General features: G+C 40.5%; 17 protein-coding genes. 8 read left to right on the forward strand and 9 right to left on the reverse strand.

Annotation, left to right across the window (positions count from 1 at the left end):
• Positions 1–166: 166 nt before the first annotated feature.
• The 6 genes from V7150_RS17025 to V7150_RS17050 all read left to right on the forward strand — a co-directional run bounded on the left by V7150_RS17025 (position 167) and on the right by V7150_RS17050 (position 10,728).
• Entirely contained in the window at positions 167–2,521 is a 2,355-nt protein-coding gene (locus tag V7150_RS17025; RefSeq protein ID WP_335520790.1) for a hypothetical protein, read from the forward strand.
• Positions 2,522–2,570: 49 nt separating this feature from the next.
• A complete protein-coding gene (locus V7150_RS17030; protein WP_335520791.1) occupies positions 2,571–3,848 on the forward strand; it encodes a VWA domain-containing protein in 1,278 nt (425 codons plus the stop codon).
• Between the two features lie 130 nt (positions 3,849–3,978).
• Complete coding sequence (locus V7150_RS17035) at positions 3,979–4,617, forward strand: beta-mannanase (protein WP_335520793.1); 639 nt, start codon at positions 3,979–3,981, stop codon at positions 4,615–4,617.
• 11 nt (positions 4,618–4,628) lie between these two features.
• Entirely contained in the window at positions 4,629–5,897 is a 1,269-nt protein-coding gene (locus tag V7150_RS17040) for a TRAFAC clade GTPase domain-containing protein (protein ID WP_335520796.1), read from the forward strand.
• Entirely contained in the window at positions 5,894–8,725 is a 2,832-nt protein-coding gene (locus tag V7150_RS17045) for a hypothetical protein (RefSeq protein WP_335520798.1), read from the forward strand. The genes V7150_RS17040 and V7150_RS17045 overlap by 4 nt, the downstream gene beginning before the upstream one ends.
• Before the next feature lie 224 nt (positions 8,726–8,949).
• A complete protein-coding gene (locus V7150_RS17050) occupies positions 8,950–10,728 on the forward strand; it encodes a vWA domain-containing protein (protein ID WP_335520800.1) in 1,779 nt (592 codons plus the stop codon).
• Between the two features lie 222 nt (positions 10,729–10,950).
• On the opposite strand, the gene V7150_RS17055 is transcribed toward V7150_RS17050, so the two are convergent.
• The 8 genes from V7150_RS17055 to V7150_RS17090 all read right to left on the reverse strand — a co-directional run bounded on the left by V7150_RS17055 (position 10,951) and on the right by V7150_RS17090 (position 22,012).
• The gene (locus tag V7150_RS17055) at positions 10,951–15,384 is read right to left on the reverse strand and encodes an Ig-like domain repeat protein (protein ID WP_335520802.1); all 4,434 of its coding nucleotides are present in this window, start codon (positions 15,382–15,384) and stop codon (positions 10,951–10,953) included.
• Between the two features lie 166 nt (positions 15,385–15,550).
• On the reverse strand, positions 15,551–16,228 hold the full coding sequence (locus tag V7150_RS17060) for a hypothetical protein (protein WP_335520804.1): 678 nt from the start codon (positions 16,226–16,228) through the stop codon (positions 15,551–15,553).
• A 2-nt stretch (positions 16,229–16,230) separates the two neighbouring features.
• Entirely contained in the window at positions 16,231–18,186 is a 1,956-nt protein-coding gene (locus tag V7150_RS17065) for a protein kinase domain-containing protein (protein ID WP_335520805.1), read from the reverse strand.
• Positions 18,183–18,971, reverse strand: coding sequence for a PP2C family protein-serine/threonine phosphatase (locus tag V7150_RS17070; protein ID WP_335520807.1), 789 nt, complete (start codon positions 18,969–18,971; stop codon positions 18,183–18,185). Before V7150_RS17070 ends, V7150_RS17065 begins: the two co-directional genes overlap by 4 nt.
• 55 nt (positions 18,972–19,026) lie before the next feature.
• Positions 19,027–20,289: an FHA domain-containing protein gene (locus V7150_RS17075; RefSeq protein ID WP_335520811.1), complete on the reverse strand. Its 1,263-nt coding sequence runs from the start codon at positions 20,287–20,289 to the stop codon at positions 19,027–19,029.
• Positions 20,290–20,427: 138 nt separating this feature from the next.
• Positions 20,428–20,628: a hypothetical protein gene (locus V7150_RS17080; protein WP_335520813.1), complete on the reverse strand. Its 201-nt coding sequence runs from the start codon at positions 20,626–20,628 to the stop codon at positions 20,428–20,430.
• 2 nt (positions 20,629–20,630) lie between these two features.
• Positions 20,631–21,113: a hypothetical protein gene (locus V7150_RS17085; protein WP_335520815.1), complete on the reverse strand. Its 483-nt coding sequence runs from the start codon at positions 21,111–21,113 to the stop codon at positions 20,631–20,633.
• Between the two features lie 14 nt (positions 21,114–21,127).
• Positions 21,128–22,012: an FHA domain-containing protein gene (locus tag V7150_RS17090; RefSeq protein WP_335520817.1), complete on the reverse strand. Its 885-nt coding sequence runs from the start codon at positions 22,010–22,012 to the stop codon at positions 21,128–21,130.
• 548 nt (positions 22,013–22,560) lie between these two features.
• Between V7150_RS17090 and V7150_RS17095 the strand changes: the two genes are divergently transcribed.
• Both V7150_RS17095 and V7150_RS17100 read left to right on the forward strand, forming a co-directional pair.
• A complete protein-coding gene (locus V7150_RS17095; RefSeq protein ID WP_335520818.1) occupies positions 22,561–22,695 on the forward strand; it encodes a hypothetical protein in 135 nt (44 codons plus the stop codon).
• 9 nt (positions 22,696–22,704) lie between these two features.
• On the forward strand, positions 22,705–23,208 hold the full coding sequence (locus V7150_RS17100; protein WP_335520819.1) for an AAA family ATPase: 504 nt from the start codon (positions 22,705–22,707) through the stop codon (positions 23,206–23,208).
• A gap of 51 nt (positions 23,209–23,259) precedes the next feature.
• Here the strand turns inward: V7150_RS17100 and V7150_RS17105 are convergent.
• The coding region (locus V7150_RS17105) for a hypothetical protein (protein WP_335520820.1) at positions 23,260–23,634 on the reverse strand (375 nt) is incomplete at its 5' end.

Consider the following 23,634-nt stretch of genomic DNA (forward strand, 5'->3'; position numbering starts at 1 on the left):
ACAATTGGCGGATAACCGAATTATTAAGAGAATTCTAACGAGATAGATCAATTCATCACACACCGTCCAAATCTAAACGCTTAAAAATATGGCCACACGCAAACTAGTGCATGTGGCCCGCCTCTTATCCTGCCCAGCTTTGGAGAATCAATAGGGGGAATCAGCTTTGAGAGAACTTTTACAAAAGTATGCCAACACATTTTCAATCCAATTGGAAAAAATCAGCCTTTCCGAGAATGAACAGCGCAGTGTCAATCATCCGATTGTCTTTTTATTCCTAGGTGACCTTGTGAAGGATGCACTAAAAGCGATTATGACTATAAATGAGGAAAAATGGCTAAACAGTTCCAGGGTCTTATATTTTCACGCATATCAAACTGACACGATTACGAGCGAAAACGTACTGTCCTTCCAGCTTCCGGGAGATGAGCTTGACCGCAAGTACAAGCGAAAGGGCATGTACGAAGCCTTTTATCGCGAGGAAAAAAAGCTAATTGATCTAAATAAGGCATTTCGTAAGCTTTCGTCGAAAATAGCTGAATACGGGAAGGAATATTCATCGCTAAAAAAAGTAAACCTTTGTCTAGTGACGGCGATTGATGATCCAGCAAATATCCTTATTCAAGAATTTACATTGCTGTTAAAAAGTATCCTTCAAGAGTCATTTCGCTTGGTCGAGGTAGATTTATATGGATTGCTAAAGGAAAAACAGGAAGGCGAGAATTTTGCCCTCTCCACCTCACTCGGGATTAGTTTTTTAAAAGAACTAGATCACTATCAAAACGATGAATACACCTTTGAAAAGGATCTCCAATTGACAGAGGATCACCTGCGGCTTAATGTGAGTCACCCTCCTTCCCCACTGTTTGATTTAGTGTATTTTTTAAGCGATAAAAATGAAGAAAGCTTGATTTCCAGTGATGCCATGCAGCAGAATTACGAAATCATTAGCAATCTAAATTTGTTAAAAAATCGAAAGATGATTACCGACTATCATGAAAAAATGGACAGCTACAATCATCAGGACTTTAAAAGGGGCATCAAAGGAAATTCACAGGAGCCCGTTTATGCTTCCGCAGGCTTTTCAAAGGTGACCCGGTCCAATAAAGCGATAGCCCTTCATGCTGCCAGCGATTTTTTTCATGAGCTGTTGTTATCGTTAAAAGCTGCGGGAACGGAAAAGCGGGAAAAAGTGCTTAGCATATTCGAGCTGTCAGAAACATCCTTTCAAAAATATTTTCATGAATGCCTTCCACCGGTCGAAAAAATCATGGATATGAATGATTTAATCGGGGCCTCGAATTCGTATCAAACGGTGAAAAGAATGTCTGTAAGAGAAGCAGAAGAGTATTTATATGAAGGCGGAACGGAGCGGTTCTTTTATACCAATTTGGAAGAGCCTGTTCGCGAGCACTTGCAAAGGTTGAACCTAAGAGCCCAAATAGAACGCTGCTTCTATGAAAATGTATTAAATAACGAACAATACGGATTATATTGCGCTTATTTATGGACCTCCGACACACCTGGAGCTGAAATTAGTGTGATAAATGAAATTGATAGACTAGAGCGAGATACGAAAAATGAACGATTAGAAAAAGAAGCGCTTCTGGAGCAGTACTATCAGCAAATGGTTGACCAGTGTGATTTTAAAAAGAGCTACCTTCCTTTTTCAGATAAGAAAAACCTAAACAGCTTTGTGCACTACTTTTTCGAGACAGTTTATGGTACCAGGTACGAAATCATGAAGCTTGAGGTAAAGCAGGCCATTTTGAAGCAATATCGTACGGTGCTGGAGGAACATCACCAATATTTACGATCGAAAATGGAGCTGATCGACCAGGTAGAATCCTGCCTGATGCAAGCGGCAGCTGAAAGTCTCTATGATTCCGATGATGTTTTGGATAAAAATATTGCAGAATATTATGCCGACATGATCGGCATGATCACAGCAAAGCTAAAGGAAAAATGGGGTCCCTACTTCTTTTCAGATGAGCGATTTTTTGGAAACTTGCTTTCTTTGCTGGAAAACGGTAAGCCCAATCCCCTTCTTGAAAGAATACTGCTTGTTTGCAATCGCGAGGTGCTGACCCAGGAGGAGTTCCACCGCAGTTTTGAGGATGAGCTGCTAGAACGAGCCAATGTCATGACACGCTATGAAAACCGGGAGATTCTCTCAAAAGAAGATTTGTTCAAGCAACTTTATCTTCGTCTAAACGAAAACTCCTCCGTTCATATTGAGGTGTTTAATTATACACAGGAGCATCGCTTTGAAGAAAAATACTTCTTTGGTGATTTCTACAGTAAGTTCATGCAGTTTGCCTTGGAAAAAGAACATGAAACAAGACAATGTAAAGTTGGCTGTGCCCATGAAAAGAAATCAAGCGGGATTGAGAAGCTCGCCCTTATGGGAGGATTCCGACTAAAGGACCTAATGTACTATCGAAATGGCGAAAAGTATTACAAAACTTACGCCGAAAATGGCTATGAATTACACGCCAATAAAGCAGAAGCTTCCGTTTAGCGATAAATGGACTGCGCCGCTAACTTTAAACTTGTAAGGAGCATTGAACATGCCTGTCCGTAAATTTAGCTTTCTCTTTTTTGTTTTTAGTATTATTGCAGGGTTCATCGGTGCTGTTATTGGCGAGTGGTTGATCGAGTCCTACTATGGTGTTTGGCCCAATTTCCTGTTAATGGGCGCCTATTTTGCGCAATTGGCCTTTATTGCCGGTCTCTTCTGTTTAATTGCCGAGCTTATTAGGCCGATTATTAATGGTCGCAGCTGGCGCTTGGAATATTCTGGTCTATCATGGAAGGTGCTACTTCCTTCCACTCTCGTCATGCTGTTTGCTGCCGGTCTTATTTTTCAATACATTTATTCTCTTAATTTTTCTACTGTCAAACCGCCTGATGATATTGTCATGGTCATGGATATTTCCGACAGCATGAATAAAACGGACCCGAAACGTGAAAGCCTGAAAGCAGCCGAAAAACTTATTAACAATATGAAGCCCAGCCACCGGGCCTCTGTCATTTCTTTTAACGACAATGCATCGGTCACGAAATCGATGTTTAACATCAGCGATAAAAATGAGACTTTGGATGCCCACGAGCAAATCAAGGGCTTGGAATATGGCGGAAGAACTGATATTGCCGGTGCTTTAGACACCGCTTTAAAGGAGATCGACGACAACCACAAGCCTGGCCGTAAACCAATGGTCATTCTATTCTCAGATGGCTATAGTGAGCTTGACCTTACTAAGGTTGCCCGTCCCTATCAAGACAAGGAAATTATCGTTAATACCATTGGGATGAGCAAAATTGACAGAAGCGGCGCCCAGCTACTCAAATCGATTGCCTCCCGGACGGGCGGGTCCTTCCATGATGTCAAAAAAGCAAATGATTTAACGAATGTGTTTGAAAAAATTTACTTAGAAAACCAGGACCGGCTGCTGATGACGGAAAGGCATGGATTGTTCAAAAGCAGCCTGTATCTTGCCATTCTGCGTGTTGTCTTGATTTCCATCATCGGCGGATTATTTGGTTTAGGTCTTGGGATTCTCTTTGACAACCGTTATTTGGCCAAAAGCTACACACTTACAGGGCTGATTTCAGGTTTATTAGCAGGACTTGTGCTTGAAATCGGTTTACAAAACTCCTCAATTATGTCTGGTTTTTCTTACCGCGTTATTGCTGATATCCTGTTAACGGCGCTGACCGGCCTTGGAACGATGATCATCCCGATTCGTGAAAAATTTTCAGGCATGACTAAACGGCCGGCTGCTGGAGCTGATTCTTCCGTGACAGGCACGCCTTCTAAACGGGATCGATTTAGTAAAGGATTTTAAAGAAAACTCGCCGATTGGCGAGCCCCTAAGGGCGAAGACAGAGGCGTAGTTGCACTTATGCGTTAGGAAAGTATAAATTTGAAAAATTTATACTTTCCTATTAGCTTATAAAGATTGAGGGTGATTACTGGTGAACTGGGAACCCATTTCTTCCCCTAATCATGAAATAAAGGATGTAAAAAAGACGCTGCAAGATCCAGAGGTTCATTTAAGCTGGTTCTGGCCAAAAGAGATTGACTTTGTCTACATTTATAAGACCTCTGCCGATAGCGTAAAGCCAATCAGCGAAATTGATGAACGTGAATTAAAACTCTACACTCGCGAGGAATATAAAGTCAGCCAAGGGTATGTCGGCAGATTAGATACAATCGGCCGCACTGCCTACCGCATCCTTCCCTGCCAAAAACGGGAAGGAAAGCTTATTGTTTTCATGCAGGAAAACGAAAAAAATCTCATTTATATCACAGGCTCGAGAGCGAAGATTTATTTTTCTATTGCTTATAAAAATAAACTCTTTCAATCTCGCAAAAAAGTAAAGATGTCGATCATGACCGAGCTTCCAATCGAAAAAGAACTACTCGTCTATGTAAAAAAAAGCGGCGGTGTCCCAATTTCGCTTGAGGATGGAAGCGTCTATCCGTTTATCCGTGACTTCCCCGCTGGGAAAACCGTGACGCCGGAAATTGAAATCGATAAAAATGAGTTTATTCGCATCTTTTTTAACAATGGAAAGAAATCAGCACAGCATTACGAGCTGATACCTGATTAGGGGGCCATTACATGTTCGCATTATTAAAACGAATGTTTGAAAAAAAACAACCTGCCAAAGAACGATTACCATTTTACGATATTGTCTGCCCGTACTGTTTTTCAAAATTTCATCATGAAGATGTCGTCTTCCGTGCCGCCCACCACCGCGATGATGATGAGACTTTAGCTCTCCAGGAAGACGAATTATTGAACAACTACCGGGGAAAATTCGGGCTAGCTCCAATTGATGAACTCGAGGCCATCATTGATCCTTCGATGATACCTGATGAAAACAAGATTTACTCTGACCGCATTCTAATGGGTGTATCCGATAAATACGCGGTCGTGACGCGAAATCGTCTGTGCCCTGTCTGTCATAACGATCTTCCGGTAACGGGCGGCAGGCACCCAAGTAACATCGTTTCGATTGTTGGCGCCACCTCGGTCGGAAAATCGGTTTATATGACGTCTCTGATTCATACGCTTCAGCATGTGACTGCTAACAATTTTGATGCCGCCTGTATCCCGCTGGATAATGAGATTAGTAAAAGATTCCGGATAAACTATGAAATTCCCCTTTTTGAAAATGGGACTCTTTTACAATCAACCGAAAAAACGAATCGGCAGGAGCCGTTTATTTTTCAATTTATCTTTAAAGATGAAGATCAGGCGCCGCTCACACTTGTTTTTTTCGATGTAGCCGGTGAAGGTATGACCGATAAAGAATACCTTAAGCTTCATGCCGCCCATATCAAAAATTCCGCAGGCATTCTGTTCTTGGTCGACCCAATGCAAATCCGTGCAATACGTGAAAAACTGATCCACCAAATGGGTGAAAACCCAGGTAAAATTGTTGGCCAGGGTGATGAGCCGCGTGAGGTTGTGATTTCACTGTTCGGTGATTTTATTGCCCATCTTGAAAATAGTAAAACCGATATCCCGACTGCGGTAGTGTTGACGAAAAGTGATCTCTTACATTCCTTAAAGCATGATGATGGAGAATACATCGGCACCAACAGCAATGTCTTCCGTAATGTCATACATCGCGGCTGCCTCAATTTAGCTGAATATGAAAATATTAACGGGGAAATGAAGAGATTTCTAGCAAAAGTAGATACTCCATTTGTCAATGCCCTTGATGTCTACTTTAAGGATACCTCCTATTTCGCGGTGTCCGCCCTTGGAAGTAATCCGGTCGATCAGCAGGTCAGCGGCATTATTAGTCCCGTCCGGGTGGATGAACCGTTTATTTGGCTGCTATATAAGCTGGGGTATATAGAAGGGAGAAATGGTCAGTGAGCGGAAAAATTCAGCAGCAGATGTATACTCGGGAACGCGGCGGAATTTTTCACGCCACCGACGGGTATGACACGATTGCTATATCCGAAGGCCTCGATCAAGCATTTGTGAAAAAATACTTGCATCCGTTCTGTATTTATCATTCTCCTAAAACCTTAGCGGAACGCGGCGAAAAGGATGCCTCCATCTACCCTGAGGCTGTGACAATGTTTCAGCCGGAAACTGGTGATCTCGTTATCGGTCAGGCCGTGTTTGTACCTGCTGATTTTACTGGTGCTCGGAGCACGTATTTTATGCACAACTACATAATTCCAAGGGCACAAAAGGAAGAATGGATTAAGCAGCCGGAAAAGCTGTTTCAAATAAACGACTTTCAAACGTCCTATGATATGGCGAATGGAAAAGTTCTGCCTGAGCGAGAGGTTGTTGGATATGAAGCTAGTGATGTTCTTTCGGTAACAAGTGACCTGCTAGGGACGTTAGGCATTACGGAGGAAAATTTTAAACAGCTTTTATTTACGGTCATGTCGTCGATAGCCGGCAAGAAAAAGGTCTTCATCTCACTAAATGTGCCGCTTCAGGTTTATTCGAAATATGCCATGCAGTTGCTCGAGTTGATTTTTCTTTATCTACCGTATGCCCACCGCCGGAAATTAGGGGCGATGACCTTTACAAGTGAACCAGAAACAAAAAATTATATCCATGTCATGTTTTTTGAGCCGGCAACATTAAATACCAGAGATCGTGCCATCGAAAAACAATTCATTTTTGATTTTGCGAGTAACAGAATTTCTGGGGTGGATCTATCTGACCGGCAGCATGAGTATTTGGAATTGGCCTTACACCATTTCACTCATTCCAAGCGAATGGATGATTTTTTTGAGTTTGCTGAAATGGCATTGGCTGGCTTACCAGAATCGTCAAAGCTGGAATTAGCGAGCTATTACCAGTTGACCGACATATATCTGACTGTACGTTATAACGATTTCTCTTTATATGCAAAAAATAAAGCTGGCTTTTTACATAGTCTGATGAAGTTTTTACAGGTTAATAGTAACGAAAAGCCGGATTTGACGGGGCTGTTCTTGACACTAATGAAAGAGGAAAAAATCGCCCCAGACAAGGCTTCAGCCCTCGATTATCTTAATGCTGTGGTTTCCATTAATGCCATTGTGAGGTCGGATCAGGCACTTTTCTTTATCCTTGAAACACTTACGTATTATCAACATGACCCGCTTTTCCATCAGTTATGGAAAGTAATCGAACAGGACATGCCTACCCATGAGGCACTCGTCATGTTTATGAATGAGCATCAGGATTTTGAAAGCCTACTTGAGCTGTATCTTAATGGCCGATTTAAACACCTCGTTCTTCTGGAGGACATCCTAAATGAATTAAAAGCAATGGTGGGAACACCTTATCTATTTGGCATTGAAAAGTTTAAGTCGGTTGTCAGAAAAAGTATTGCTTCTGCTATCAGCACCGATAGTGACCCTTTCAAAGCCGTACTGGCAGTGGAGAGTTTTATCGTTGACCGGTGCAGCGCCGACTTTGACGAGTTTAAACAGGATATACTGGTACATGCAAGGCTTGCCTTATTACGTTCAATTCGTTTGCAGGATCTCACGTTACCGGATATCAAAGCATTCAGAAAGATTTTTACAAAGGAACTTAACGTAGGAGATTTGAAAGATGTGAAGGTAAAAGAAAATTATCTGATCACCAATACCCTATACCAGCTAATCAATATCCCTTCACAAGCTGAAACATACAGCTTAAAGCCATTAACTGTTGCTGCCCGCGAACAGCTTAGAGGGATTCTGCAAAGATTATTACGAGACCATCCGTCTCCGGAACAATTTCCATTACTGTTCATCGCCTTTGAAACAGAGTTTGATGGTGTTGATTATCAAGGTGTATTGGATTACTTAATCAAACACAGTGATGACAAAACGCTGCTGTCCTTTGTTAGAGGAAACGCTCGACTCGTAGACATTGACTTTGGCTACAGGAGGTCATTACGAAAATATTTCATTAGCCATCCAAAATCGCTTTGGAAAAATAAAACGCTGCGGACGGAACTACAATTAATCAAAAACTACAGTCTTAAACAATTACTGAAGGAAGTGGAAACAGAAACTGCCAGCCCTGTGGTTAAATTCCTTAAAAAGAATGGACTGAAGCTGTTAATGGCCTTAGCCATTGTTGGCGGAGTGGGCGGCGGGGCATGGTGGACGTTGGACAGGTTTTTTGGTACTGACAGCTCTGTACCGAAAGCATCCAAAACGGCTGTGTCTAGTAAAAATAATTCAGAGAAAGAACAAAAAGATAAACTTACCGGTACCCCCATTTCGCTTGATTTATTTCATAAAGCAACTATGGATGTTGACGGTAAATCCTTTTCTTTACATCTTGACGGCAAGCAAGTAAAAAATATTATTGGAAAAGCCCAACCTGATGGTATCTACAGCTATCTTTTAAATGATCGCGAGGGCGGACAATGGCCTTTGAATTTATCAACCGATTTAGATACCCGAATCCCCTTTGATCAGAATAAGCTGCTAAATGAGGGATTCTCACTCTATGGAATCGAACATGATTTTACCGGGGATGACATACCTGAAGTAGTAATCGTCGCAAGCAACAGTATATCTGATTCTTATGTTTGGGTTTATTCGTTGAAACTTAAATCAAATCCCCTACATCCTATTTTGGTAAAGAAAGGACGTTCAACCGTACAGTTAGACGGTAATAAACTCATTTTTCCAGACTACGAGGTTTACCAATATTCAACCGAGAGTCAAAATTTTGTTAAGCAAAATAATTAATTTGTTATCGAGAGCATTCCTTACGGGATGCTCTATTTTTTGCCTTCTACCCTCTCTGCAAAAAAAACAGCAAAAAATGTCGATAAATAATTCTATATTTTTTTGTCATTAATAGTTAAGTTATCTATGGTTTAGATGGTAAGATAGTATTATATAACGAACAAAATATTATTTTAAATCGAAAATGCAAATTAGAAGCTTAATGCAAGTGGGGGTGCATATATATGTTAAAAAAATGGATTAGTAGTTTTGGAGCAGCAGCTTTTATTTTCTGTATAATAGCAACCTTTAATGTAAACGCGGAGGGTCCGGAATATGCTGCTTCTAGAATAGAAAGTGTAATGGTCGTTGATGTCAGCCGGTCGATGCTTTCCAGTGACCCGAACAAAATCAGTAATGAAGCGATGAAGATGTTTGTCGATATGTCATCCCTAAAGGGGGATAAAATCGGTGTAGTTGCCTATGGGCATGATGTCACTGCAAAAAAAGACATCGTCAAAATCCAATCAGAGAAAGATAAACAGTCGATAAAGGATTTTATTGATTCATTAGGATATGATCCGAATACTGACATGTCTGTTGGACTAACAGAAGCTGTAAAATCCTTAGATACCAGCCATGAAAAACAATATTTTCCGTTAATCGTCCTACTTGCAGATGGTAACAATGATCCAGACAAGACAAAGGGCAAAACAGCCAAGCAAGCCGATGAGCAAGCTGCCCAAGCAGTGGCTGATGCTAAAACAAAGGGTTACCCTATTTATGTCATTGGTTTAAACGCCGATGGCAAGCTGAACAAGGATTTACTCCAATCGATTGCCACAAGCACGAACGGAAAATATTTCGAAACAAGTAATGCAAACGATCTTCCAGGAATCTTAAGTGAGATTTTTGCCGATCATTTGAAATTAAAGGTCGTCCCAATTAAAGAAGTTGTTGCAAAAAAAGAATTCCAAGATATAAAAATCACGATCCCGAATGAAAATGTATTAGAAGCAAACATTTCTCTTGTATCAAGCAAGCCAGTGGAATTGAAATTAGTTGACCCGTCCGGCCAGGAACAGGCCATTCCATCAGATAAAATTAAGCTGACGAAATCGAAAAATTACTCCATGCTAAAAATAATTTCTCCCCCCCAAGGAGATTGGACACTTAAGGTCAAGGGATTTCCAGAAGATAAAGTGGATATCAATCTTGTCTTTAATAATGATTTACAATTAAAACTTGCCCCACTTACAAAGGAATTTAAAGCAGGCGATCAGGTCAAGATTTCCTCCTTCTTTGAGGACAACGGGAAGAAAATTACTAACAAAGACATATACCAAACGTTGAAAGCGACTCTTTTTGTCAAGAATTTGGATACAGGAAAGTCTGAGGAAATCTCATTAAATGCAAGCGATAAAGGATTTGCCGGTCAGTTCACTCTAAGAGATTATGAAAACGTTGAAATAATGGTGAAAGCGGAAAGCGATAGCTTTTTCAGGGAAACTCAGCCACAGAAACTCACCATCCTAAATGCCACAGCTGAACCTATTGCAGCTGAGGTGAGCCCAACTAGGACAAAGAAATGGCAGCAGCTTCCATGGCTTTATATTATGATTGCTGCAGCTGGAGCTTTTCTAATTGCAACAATAATCTATTCCTTTAATGCAAAAAGAAAGAAAAAAAGCCTTGGGTTTAGTGGTCAAATTGTTGTTGAAATTAAAGATGATGTAACAGGTGAATGGACGGAACCACAGATTAAGAAAATAAAAGCATATAAAGGGGAATTTTGTCTGAACGAGCTTTTCTTGCTTAACCCAGAATTCAAAGAGACCGATCAAATCACCTTCATCCCAATTACAGATAATACATTACTGCTTATTAATAAATCAGACGTCCAAATTGAAATGAACGGTGTCACGATTGATGCAGAAACCGGACACCGACTGAGACGAAATGACAAACTGTGTATGAGATTAGAAGAATTAAATAAATCAATTTACATTGCAAATGTTAGTTAGCGAAAAATCACCATTCCTAAACAAAACAAAAAAACAAAAGCGATAAATTTCTATACTATTAAAAATAGAAATTCATCGCTTTTTGTTACACTTCTTTCTTGGCCAAGGCAGTGTCCGCCCCAGGAGGACACTGTCCACTAACGGTGCCTGACACCTATTTTACCGTTATCACAATGCAAACGGTAACTTGCAAACAGTGGCTTGCAAACGGTGACTGACACCCTATTTGTCTTCTTCAACCTTTCTTCTTCTGATGATAACGGCTCCGCCTGCTGTTAGGAGGAGTAGTCCGGCTGCAATGGTGCTGGCGAAGAGTGGTTTGTTTTCATAGATTTTAACGAGTGCACTCTTTTCCGCGATTTCGAATGGCATCGTTGAGGTAATCTCATTCCCGGCCTTATCGGCTGCGACTACTTCGATTTTATATTGTTTGATTTCTTTCAACGTTGTTTTAATGAGTTGGGCACCGTCTTTTGTCATGGAATCACCAGTAAATGGCACTCCATTAACGGTGATCGATTTAATCGTATCCTCCGGATGCTCAAGACGGATTCCGACTGTCACCGCTTCGTAGTACTTCTTGTTTTTCTTAACACCCTCGTACACGACCGTCGGCTCGGTCTTATCAATAATAAATTCGACACTCATCTGTTTAATATTCCCAGCCTTATCCTTGACCTCTAAGAAAAGGACATGCTTCCCTTCTGTTTCAATTGGTGTACCCATTGTATAGGGCTCACCATCTAAAGTCAGGGAAATAATATCATATTCACTCATGTCTTTAATAAGAAGATCCGGGAGGATGTTCTTATTAAAATACTTGTTGTTAATAGGCTCCTTAAAACTAATAAAGCTAATGTCCGGCGCTGTTTTATCAATCGTAAAGACAACGGTTTGCGCACTCACATTTTTCGCCTTATCGATAATGTTTGCTTTTAACACATAATCCCGTTCGTCCTCAAGCTTCTGATCACTCTCAAATGGCTTGCCATTAAGGGTAACCGTTGAATTGTCCTTATCTAAATAAAGATCATCATACTTTACTATCGGCGTGACATTCTTATTAAAAAAACTATCCCCGACCCCTGAAATGGTTAATTTCGGTCTTGTCGTATCTAAAATGAAGCTAATATCTAACGTTGCTTCGTTTCCGGCTTTATCTTTAGCAGCCACATGATAGAGGTACTCCATTTCGGTAGCAGCGATCGGAATATGACTCTTAATGTCCGCTCCGCCATTTAATGTAACAGACACAATCATATCCTCAGGCTGATCCAGCACAAATTGCGGCGTGAAAATCTTATTAATAAATTGGCCGTTTTGAATGACCGTGTTTTCCCCCTTGATTTTTGGAGTAATCACAGGCTTGGTTTTATCAATCGTAAAAGTAACCTTGCGGCTAAAGCTGTTGCCTGCTTGGTCAATCGCTTCGATAACGACGTCATACGTACCTTCCTTGCTAAAGGTATGGCTGAGCGCGGCTGTTTCACCGCTAACGTGAAAACTGCCGGCATTATAGCTGCTGCCATCTCTTGTTACCTTAATTGTGTTCAACTTAAGGTTCTTATCCTTGATAGTCACATCCACTTGCTTATCGGTATTATAAAACGCATTATTCTCAACACCCTGAATATCAATGGAAGGCTTTGTTTGGTCAATCGTAAAGCCAAACTGCGGAATCGCTGAACGGTTCCCGGCTTTATCCGTCAAGCCTAGAGAAATCGTATATTTTCCATCCTCTGCTAAGGTTTTCGTAACATGTGACTTTACTAAAAGTGATGGATCAACTTTTGTTTTCTCATAAACCTTCTTCCACTCACCAAACGAAATGGTTTTGCCGTCCTTTGTTACCTCGAACTCAATATCCCTTGCCGCAAAATTCCGATCCTCAACAACAACGGACACTTGTTTCGCCTCAGGGTAATAGTGATAATTGTCTGCGCTTGTATCAATACCAGTTATCGTTAAACGCGGTGGAGCTTGGTCAATGATGAACTCCCGTTTTTCTTGTACACCTTCATTACCAGCTTTATCGATGGATGCCAGCGTAACCGAATAATCCCCATCCTCAGTAAATGTATAAGCACCTACACCAGTGTCGTTGGTCCCAGCCAGCAACTCTAGATGGCCGACTTTTGAAAAAATAGATCCATCCTTCAATACGGATAATTCATTACCCGTTAACTGAAGGTTTGTATCGCTGATATTAAACTGAAAGTCCGTATTTTTATTAAAATAACGCTTATCAGTGAAAACTGGGTCAATGCTTACTGCAGGAATAGTATGGTCAATCGTAAACATAATAGATTTTTGCTCCGCCACATTTCCCGCCTTATCCTTGGCATCAATGATAATTTGATAATCACCTTCATTTTGTTCATCTTCCTGGGTAAAAACGACGGTGTAGACAGAGCTTACCGGACTCTGTGTCCATGTTCCCGTCACAAAATCGACCGGTACATAGATTTCACCGTTTTTCCTTCTGACATCGATGGTGACATCGTTTGTATCAAAATTTGCCTGCGGTTCTTTTTTTATAACAATGGATACTGTCCCCTTTTTACCATAAGGGCTTCCATTAAAGTCGGCACTTAAGTCGGTATCCACTACCGGTGCAGTGGCATCAATCGTAAATTCTATAGTTTTCACCACTTCATGCCCGGCCGCATCCTTCGCCGTTACCGTGACCCGGTATTCCCCGTCATAGCTGCTATCATTTTGTTCGCTATTTCCAAACGGCAGCGCTAATGTCGAGGTTTCCCCGGTATTTTCCCATGGTGCAAAACGATCATCGTAGTCAACAAACTGACCATTCCCATCCCGTTTTTCTACCTTATAACTGACGAGATTGGATTGATAATTTTTTTCCTTAACCTCAATGGTTACTGTGCCATTTTTTACAAAAGCAGCGGGATCAATCCCGGTTAGCGACACTTCCGGAGCCTTTGTGTCAACGACAAAGGTGAGAGGCCCGATAGACTGGCTTTGTTCCAACCCGTCAATGGAGCTGAAAGAAAGTTCATAATTCCCGTCTGCTAAGGTTGTATCCTGCTTCAATGTGGCAATGGTCCGTGATTCATCCAATGTCAATGCCGTATTTTTTTGATTTAATGTAAGCACAGTTTTAGTTAAATTCAATGTCAAATCAGCAGCCTTTACAGAAAAACTTCCATTATCATAAAACTGCTGATCCTTTGCAGCTTTTCCGCCTACTGAGATTTCGAGCTCCGGCTTTTGGCTATCGATAATGAATTGAACCTTTTGATTGGCCTTATTGCCGGCTATGTCGCTTGTTGCTATCGTCAATTCATAAATGCCATCCTCGAACTCTTGCTTTAATGATGCTTTGTTGTCAGCTGAAAAATTTGGCGTCAAGGAGATGGTTTCCGTTTTGCCGCCGATTGATTTTTTGGTCACCGTCATTTCAGTTGCATTTGCGTTTAATTGCTGGTCTTCGGTAATGCTGATGTCAACTGTTTTCTTTTCATTATATTTCTGATTATTTTCAGCACCTACAACAGCAATCACCGGTGCACTTTTATCAATTGTAAAGGACAATGGATAGGTGAATTCCTTCCCTTGGTTATCGGTAATGGTTGCCGTTCCTTCGTAATGCCCTTCCTCGGTCAGCGTAAGGTAGGCAATTCGTTTATTAATACCAAATCGATTTGGGGTAAAATCAACTACATGATCAAACCTTTCCTCATTATGTGTTCTTAGGTTTGCTGTGGCCTTTGTAATCTTCCCGTCATCTTCAAACTTTATAGTCACATCATCGTGATAGAAAGCGTCTCGATCGATGCCGGACATTTTCGGTTCGCCTTTATTGATGGTGAAAGATACCTTTTTCTTGTCACTTTCATTCCCCGCTCGATCACGAAGGAATGCTGTTACATCGTATTTACCGGACTGAGGAAACTCTACTTGGCCCAATCGATCGTTTTCATCATCCCATTTTATCTCAGCTGGTTTCTCTTGCCCCTCTCCGTCGAGAACAACGAGGACAGATACATCATCATGGTTAAAATTCTTTTCCTCCACTGTAAGATTTAAAACAGCTAGGCCATCCTTTTCTGTATAGACTGATTTTAATCCGGAAAGGGTCAGCTTCGGCTTGAGAGTATCTCTTTCGAGACTAAATGTTGCCGGATTGGCTGTGAACCCCCAATTATTTTCAGCAAAATCAACGGTAACGTTTAACTGACTATCACTTTTGGAGGGCAAAGTAACCTCAACTTTATATTCACCATTAAAAACAGACGCCTCATCGAGAATTTTGCTGACATTAATGGTATTTGTCTCTTTTCCATCGTATAATGCCTTAAGAGTAAATGGCTGCTTTACATCAGCAGGCGCAGGAGCTGGATTAGTCGTTCCCCCTTCATCATGCTTTTCGAGGGAGCTAAGATAGTTTTGATAATCCTCTTTCAAGTCGACTGTAAAAGTTACAGTGTCCATTTGGTTTGTAAACCATTCCGGATTCGCGTCTTTATCGATATTCCAAGTTTTTCCGTTAAATTTGATATATCTGCTCGTCTCGTTTTGTGATAATACATGGTTCGTAAAAATAAAGGCAAAGATTAGTATAATGATGGTAAAGCTAGTCCATACCAAGAATTTATTATGCTTATAGCTTTTATTGATCAGTTCTCCCATCCTATAAATCTCCTTTTATCCCGCATTAACAGGCAGTACGCCCCACTTCAAGACTTAGATTGAACCAAAAGAATAAGTGGGGGATCAACTGCCCGTAAAAGCCCGATTGGTTCAACCAACACTTAGCAGAGGATACCAAAAATCCCTTACTAAGTGAAGTTTCACTTTATATGGTTGCATTCGTATGAACAATGACTACGTCTCGCTCTTTTATAAATTTTCTGTCAGACACCGGTGCCGTTAACACGGTTGTTTCCTCCATTCCTTCATTTAACAGCACAGTCTCGTCAATCCCCATCGATAATAACTCCGTTTCCGCAGCATCTCCTGACAATAGCTCTGTTTCGTCCGAATCAGCTTTTGCCAAAAGTTCAGTTGCATTCGCTGTTATTTTCTCTTCTAGTAGTTCAGTAGTATCAACATTGACAGATGAAGTGACCTCCTCTTTCAGCTGTTCAGTAGAATCATCATTAATCGAAGAAGGAATCCCCGTCTCAAGTAATTCAGTAGAATCATTATTTATGGAAGAAGGAGTTCCTATCTCATGTAAATCAGTAGAATCTGCGCTTACGGAAGAAAGGACTTCCGCATCGACACTACCCGAGGCGGCTACTTCCATTTCGACATCACGGCGGAGCTGAATCTCTCTTGTAATTGGCTTATTGTTCTGTTCTTGTTTAGAGCGAGATCGGCCCTGCTGTTTTTTGACCCATTTGTGGAAACTAAATCCCGTTAAATCCTCGATAACCTCTGAAATATTTAATTTGATAAAAACAATAATAGAGATAATGAGTGAGAGGATGGATCCGGCAAGGCAGACATAAAATATTGTTTGATAATCCACATTTATTCCCCCTGCCCCACCAGATTCAAATTCGTATACCTTCTTTTCAGCTTCAAAAATCCCTCATCATTAACAGCACCCTTTAATTGAGATGCCTGCTGATACACCTTTAATGCTGCTGCATAATTCCTGATTGGTTCTTCTTTCCCTTGTTCGATATCGAGCAACAAGTTTCCTAGTTTTATATATGCATTAAGACTAGCAGGAAACTGCTTCAGCGCTTCTTCGAATTGTTCTTTTGCTTGCTCGTGTTTGCCCATTTCCTGATAGATGGTCCCGATTTTAATCAGGTACTCCTCTTGATTGATTCCCTTATCCTCATCGAGGAGGTTGTTGTAATAACGGATGGCTTTCTTAAAGTCGTCGACGGCTGCCGTTTTATCCTGCGAATTAATTCCTTTACTGTAATAGGCCTGTGCTAATTTCAGTTCAAAATCCTGTGCATATTTGTCAGATAAGAAATCATCATCCAATTTCGATAAAACATCGTTTGCCTTATCGATTAATTGAATCGCCCTCGTATTTGCGTTAGGGATCTGGGCCTTATAAGATAGATAAATATTCGCCAACGAATTGTAATTATCAATTTTTTTTACGTTATTTCGGGCTTTATCGGTGAACTTTTCAAAATCGTCCATGTCACTGTCGAACTTTTTATAGTCAATGTTTAAGCTCCCCATCGTTGCGGCTAATGACTTGTAATACTCGACTTCAGGTTTGTCTTCAGCCTTAACCCTGTTAAAAAATTCTTGAGCATGAAAATAATCCTTTTCCACATCAAAATAAGTCATCCCTACTTTGAAGAGGACCTCACTATTTTCATCGATATTGCCATACCCATCATCCAAATATCTTTCTATATTCGAAAGGCCCTTATCCGCTTCACCGCTTTGAATATATATATCTAGTAAATTGTTATAGGCCATCGCTCTGCCTTTATCGAGCTTAATCGCTTGTTCAAGGATTTTAATGGCCTTCGTATTACGATCATTTTGTACATTGCCGTTTGCCTCGTTGATTAAACTCATATAATCCTGGAGCTGATCATTTTTCATCCCCTTATAACCCATTACAGAAGTCGTCGAAAACCCTAGGAATAGAACGGCTGGAATCATGAATAAAGATAATTTTTTATATAGCTTGCGTTTATAGCCCTGCGTTAATTTGTTTATGTTCTGCAAATCATAGGACAGCTCTTCACAGCTTTGATAACGATTCCCGGGCTCAGCCTGGGTACATTTTGCAATAATGTGTTCAAGCCCCTCTGGCAAAGATGGATTCCAGGTTCGAATCGGCCTTAATTCATATGGCGGGTCACTTAAGGTTTTTCCCGTCACCAAATAGTAAAGTGTCACACCTAAACTATAAATATCTGTTCTTGCATCGGTCTGCTTACCGGATAACTGCTCGGGGGCTGCGTATCCTTTTGTCCCAAGATTCGTCGTATCAGTCGTATTCTCATTTTTAAACTCCCGGGCGATTCCAAAGTCTATCAGCTTAATTTTCCCCTCAGGGGTCAGCATAATATTATCGGGCTTCATATCACGATAAATGATGGGGTTAGGCTTTCTCGAATGCAAGTAGCCCAGCACATCACTTAACTGTTTTGCCCAATCAATAACCTCATTAGGTGCAGCGGTCCGTTCACGATTTAACTTCTCCTTCAGCGATTCACCTTCAATATAATCCATCACCACATAGATTTCGCCTTGACGGTCAATAACATCAAAGATACGCGGCAAGGCTCCGTGATCTAATCTTTTTAGCATATTGGCTTCAACGACAAGGCTGTTAACCAGCATTTCATTGTCGCTCTCCGCTCGTTTACGGATATCCTTTACCACCAGCGATTTCTTGAGCCTGTTATCCATGGCGAGATAGATAATACTCATACCGCCGCGGCCAATTTCTTTCAAGATTTCATACCGTTCATCAATAATCGTGCCGATTTTAATCAAGATGCTTCACCCGCTGTTACTTTCGTCATTAATACTGTGATATTATCGGCTTCCATCCGTTTCTTTACCAGTTCAACCAGCCCGACAACCGTTTCCTTCATTTGCTGCTCGTTGGAAAAACGGTCCGGTCTAAGGCTGGAAAACAGCTCTTCATTGCTAATTTCATGGTAAAAGCCATCGGTGCACAGCATGAACAAATCTCCTTCATTTACCTCACCGTGTGATACGACAGGATCCAACTCCGGGGATGCGCCAACACATTGCAACAGGACATTTCGGCGCGGATCGATTTTCGCCTGCTCCTCTGTTATATTGCCCCATTCAAGTTCCCTGGCTACTAGAGTTTGATCCTTCGTTAACAGTGAAAGGTCATCATGAATTTGGTAAGCTCTGCTGTCGCCGACATGCAAAAGATAATATTTGGAATAAACAATCAATAAAGCGGTGATGGTTGTACCCAGCTTTATGTTGCCCGCTTCTCCATAATCTGAAATTTTGCGATTAAGTCCCTTCACACAGTTCGTTAATTGCTGCTGGATATCTATCACCATCTGCTCTTGGCCGGAATGAGTGATCTTGGGAAGTTCTGTTTCAAACCAGTCCGACATTCCTCTGATTACAGTGGCACTCGCCAATTCTCCTTGCGTGAGCCCGCCCATTCCATCACAAACGATAAATAGCCCGATCCGACCCATTGGTGTCCTGGCAGTTTTAAGCAGCAAGGCATCCTGATTGGTTTTCTTTTTGATTCCGGCGTCAGTATGGTAGGCAAGTTGAAAAGGCATCCACTCACCGCCTTTCTAATGAAGTATCACACGTTAAAGAACACTGCATTATTTTTTAAAAAAGCTTAAATAGAAACTCTTCATTCGCAAGTGTAATCCGATCGTCATGCTTGATTTTTACTTTTTCATTCTTGGCAAGCCTAATATCATTCACAAAGCTTCCGTTAGTCGAGCGGTTATCCTTTAAAAAGTACTCGCCATTTTCCGTCAAGATATGGGCATGTACACGACCAACTGTTTTATTGGAGGAGGTGTAATCAACATTCTTTGGATCGCGACCAAGTTTAAAGACATCCTTAACAATCATAATTTTCTCTTGCCCGGCAAGTGTGAGTAAAAAGGCACTAGGTGCTTCAACCCCCAATGCGGTAGTCCCTACATCCGCCACTCCAAGGACCGTTGTTCCTTCATCCTGATGATAATCAATGTCAACCGCTATTCCCTTTCCATTACTTGGCATGATGTTTATTTGTGTCCCTGCAATCGTGGCCGCCGATTCGAAGGCACCTTCTTTTTCTCCGAGTTCTGTTCTTGTCACCCGTTTGTACTGAATTTCTTCCTCAATTTCAAGCTTTTGGCCGGTTTGTTTATTCCATTTTACACTTTTTTGGTTGGATGCCATGACCTTATTTTGATCTTCAAGAAGAATTTCAGGATTGCCTTGGCTGTAAAGACCAACACTTTTTCTTGCTGGTTCTGTAGAAAAACTTTTTCTTTTGACCACTTCCGTGATATTTTGCAATGAGATTGGCTCCACCAAATCTTTTCCCAATTCTTCGATCATTCCCTTTAAATCTAGCAGATCAACCTCTTCTGCCCGAACAAGATAATTATGAATTTTAATAAAGAAACTCAAATCATCCTCCTCATCATAAGGCGCCATCCACAATAAGCTCAATAAAAACTCCTTAACCGTGCCGGTTTCATAGCGGTTATTTTTAAGCGGCAAATAGAAAAATAACGGTCTGCCTGATAACGGGTCAATATAAATATACCTTTTATCGGCAATAATATTGCCCAGCTGCAGGCCGATTTTTTTTGAATGAAGAAGGGTTTCTACTATATGTAAAAGAAACTTGTGTAATCGTTCCTTCGAGAATCCTTTAAAGAATAATGGTTTAATATTTTCCCATGAAGACAAATCATACCGAAAAAAAACATCTTTCTCTTTTTCGATGACAACCATAGACAACAAACCGAAGACTTGACTATTTTCCAACAAGCCAATTTCATTCCTTGCTACTTCCATATCGCTGGTCACCTGATAAAATAAATATTCACGGCAATTATCCAAATTAAGATCAATTTGTTTGATCAAGGCTGTCCGACCCCTTTTTTAAATTACATTGTTTTAGAAGGGCTTACGAATTAAGCAATTTGCGCTTTCAGATAATCCTTCTTCCTTAAACGGGCTTGCATTAATCTGACCTTGTATAAATTATTGTTTATCTCCCTTTTATCTGGGAGTTTTGTAGCTTGAGCATACTGTATGTGTTGAATCATATTGATTTCCACAATTACGGCAAAATACTACTCCAGAAACTGCGGAGGACTTAGGTCCTGCAAATTGTACTGAAGCGGTTTGCACCATCTTTTTATAAGCGATGTCGGTAGCAAATTTTAATTGTTCGTCCATTAAATCTTTCTTATCCGACAATGCTACTCACCACCCTTACCGGCCTGAAAAACATGAAATCCTTCAGAGTCGATAAATAATTTCATCTCATCAACTACTTTATAATCAACATACATACTATCTGAAATTTCAGATAGTGATTTAAATTTTTTAAGGCATGCCTCATAATCATCTTTTGAGATAACACGAATCGCAACTTGGAAAGTTGTATCTAGGCCAGCCTTATAAACCGCTTGTAATGCTTTTTCAAATGACTCCGCTGTTACATTAGGTATTTCCTTCACAATCATATTGGCTGAAAAATATCCTGGTTTGTATGTTTTCACATATTCTTCTAATGAAATTTCTGGGTTTGTCCCCGAAAAACTGTCCACATCCATTACAACAGTGTTTGATTCACTCTCAATCCCTGCTGTTGCTAGTTCCTTCTTTAAAATTTGATTTAATGAAACACTTATGAGACGGGAAATATAGTTGTCATCTACTAGATCTCCATTCTTATTCATAACAGCTCTAATCACTAAACTCTCATTATCAATAGGGAGAAATAGCCCTGTTCAACATTGGTTCTTAGAAATATATCATATTTCTTGGACAAAACAGGCCAAAGAATCGTTCCCAGCAGCTTACTGCAGGACATATCAATCGAGGGCATAGCTCTTGAATAATCGCCGGTAGCCATCGCATTATTAATCGCAAAAATTGCCGTAGCCATCGATGCCATCCCCATCGTCACCGATGGACCTAATACTAACATTAGGGGCATCTCTTCTCCTATGGCATTTTGCGGTGGTGAGTCAATTTTCATAACCGCCTTTTCAACATCTCTCTTAAATCGAGGAGAGCGATAAAAATAATCAATGGCAGGAACCTCATAATCCTCTTCTCCGTCTGTAGCTTCAACTGGCTGATTTATAAATGGCTTTAGCACTTTACCATCTATAGAAATGGTTTGGTCGGGGTTATTAATGGAAACAAAGCAGCTTCCTACAATTACTTTATATCCTATGATGTAAATCATGTCACCCATGTTTATTTTCCTGCTTTTCACCCTAGTTCCATTAACAAAACTTCCGTTGGTACTATTCTTATCAACAATGCTCCATTGTCCATGACGGTACGATAGGATGGCATGAGTGGCTGAAACAAATTGGTTAGCGAGAACAACATCGTTTTTTTTCGTTCTACCAATGGAAATGTCCATATCTTTGACCACCAGGAATTTTGAGAAGGTTTGGCGGTCATTTGTACTTGGCTCAGTAAAAACAATCATTTTATGATCCTGTTCTTTCGCAGCCAAATTATAGATACTTAATGGACTTAGGACGGTATTCTCGATGGGGCTGCCGGAGCTGTCGATTACCTTAACCTCTTTATTGGATTTTAGAATCCACTCACCGTTCATCCCTTCGATACCAATCAGTTTTTTCGACGAGTATTCATTAGAATCATAGATCCAAGACCTCTAACCTTCACTGGTAACGCGATCGAATGGATCCTATCTTTATTGATTAAAGTAACAATCATCTACTACTTCTCCTTATTTCAATAAAAAACAACAATTAATTACCATTTTATATTAAATTAGTACTAGGTTCATGATAAATAATACCTAACTATCCTTTTTTTTACAGACGAAAAATACGCACAAAAAATAGTACAATTAGACTAGGTCGATTTTACACTTTTTAACAACTGCACAGCTGTTATGTACAATATTCTGGTGATTTTATATAAAAATAAAGATATTCCTTTGAAGTTTTTTGTGAGTTTATTGTTGAATTATTTGATCGTATGTAACAAAATGTATAGAAACTGACAGCGGAAAAACGGTGATAAATAGAAATGCAGGAGCATACCATTTCTGATTTTAAAATTTTTATTTCTAATCTATTAAAAGCTCATTTTCCATATTTATATTTTTCTACATAGGAAGAAGAGCGGGCGGTAACGGTGATTCAATCCGTTGTCACAAATGAAAGCCTAATCAAAACAATCCGTAAAGTTTTTACATGGAGTGTAACCAATGGAATGTTGGAGAATGGACAAAAAGGGAAGGAAGAAACGAAGGTTCCCTTCAAGGAGTAGTGAAGAAATATGCGGAAAGCCATCCAAACCGCGGAAGCCATCTCACCGTCAATCCTTTGGATCGATGAAAATGAAAAGGGGTTCAACGGCCTGTCCTCTAGTGGAGATAGTGGAACCTCAAGCCGAATATTCGGAACCTTTCTGACTTGGATGCAAGAAAAGACAAAACCAGTATTCGTTGTAGCAACGGCCAATAATATTCATTCCCTGCCCACAGAATTGCTGCGTAAGGGGCGTTTTGACGAGATCTTCTTTATTGACTTACCTACGATGAAGGAACGGATGGATATCTTCCGGGTACATATTCAAAAACGGTTAACGGACCCCGGTGTAAAAGGGAAATTTGAAGTTACAAACCAGGTAATTGAAGAACTAGCCAACTTAACAAAGGGATATGTGGGAGCTGAAGTAGAACAAGTGGTGATTTCGGCCTTGTTCGAGGCGTTTTCTGAGGATCGGAGTATTGAATTCGGGGATTTCGAGAAGGTCATTCACCATACCGTCCCGCTTTAGTCGGCCATGGGCAGGATCGGCAAATCAGAGATATCACTTTCTAACCAATTGCTATGCCCATTTGAAGGATAAGTTAACAAACATTCCAAATCGAATAGAAATCACCTTAAAACCCGATGGGCGCATATTTGCGAACGGCATGGCCACCAAAGAAGACTTAGAAGGATTATTTAATAAATTATTATAAGAAAACTGGGCAGAAACCGTAACGGGCAGCTGGAAAAAAGATAACAATTGGGCTAAGAGTGCCGGAAATTTGGCTGGAAGCATTGAAAAATCATAAAAATTGGTGTATGGAAATAAACAATAGATAAGGCCTTCCTGCATATGCAGAAAGCCTACTTTTTTACCTTTTTCAGGCAAAAAAAGCATACAAAAAAGAACAGCTGGCTCAGCTGTCCTTTTTCGTGCCTGGCAACGTCCTAC

The sequence above is a fragment of the Neobacillus drentensis genome (assembly GCF_036965245.1).
Lineage (GTDB): Bacteria > Bacillota > Bacilli > Bacillales > Cytobacillaceae > Neobacillus > Neobacillus drentensis_G.

What these genes read in the sequence shown, in the direction of transcription:
- V7150_RS17030 (WP_335520791.1), top strand. Translation starts at nt 2,571, where the DNA reads ATGCCTGTCCGTAAATTTAGCTTTCTCTTTTTTGTTTTTAGTATTATT.
- V7150_RS17040 (WP_335520796.1), top strand. Translation starts at nt 4,629, where the DNA reads ATGTTCGCATTATTAAAACGAATGTTTGAAAAAAAACAACCTGCCAAA.
- V7150_RS17050 (WP_335520800.1), top strand. Translation starts at nt 8,950, where the DNA reads ATGTTAAAAAAATGGATTAGTAGTTTTGGAGCAGCAGCTTTTATTTTC.
- V7150_RS17055 (WP_335520802.1), bottom strand. Translation starts at nt 15,384, where the DNA reads ATGGGAGAACTGATCAATAAAAGCTATAAGCATAATAAATTCTTGGTA.
- V7150_RS17070 (WP_335520807.1), bottom strand. Translation starts at nt 18,971, where the DNA reads ATGCCTTTTCAACTTGCCTACCATACTGACGCCGGAATCAAAAAGAAA.
- V7150_RS17085 (WP_335520815.1), bottom strand. Translation starts at nt 21,113, where the DNA reads ATGAATAAGAATGGAGATCTAGTAGATGACAACTATATTTCCCGTCTC.
- V7150_RS17090 (WP_335520817.1), bottom strand. Translation starts at nt 22,012, where the DNA reads ATGAACGGTGAGTGGATTCTAAAATCCAATAAAGAGGTTAAGGTAATC.
- V7150_RS17100 (WP_335520819.1), top strand. Translation starts at nt 22,705, where the DNA reads ATGCGGAAAGCCATCCAAACCGCGGAAGCCATCTCACCGTCAATCCTT.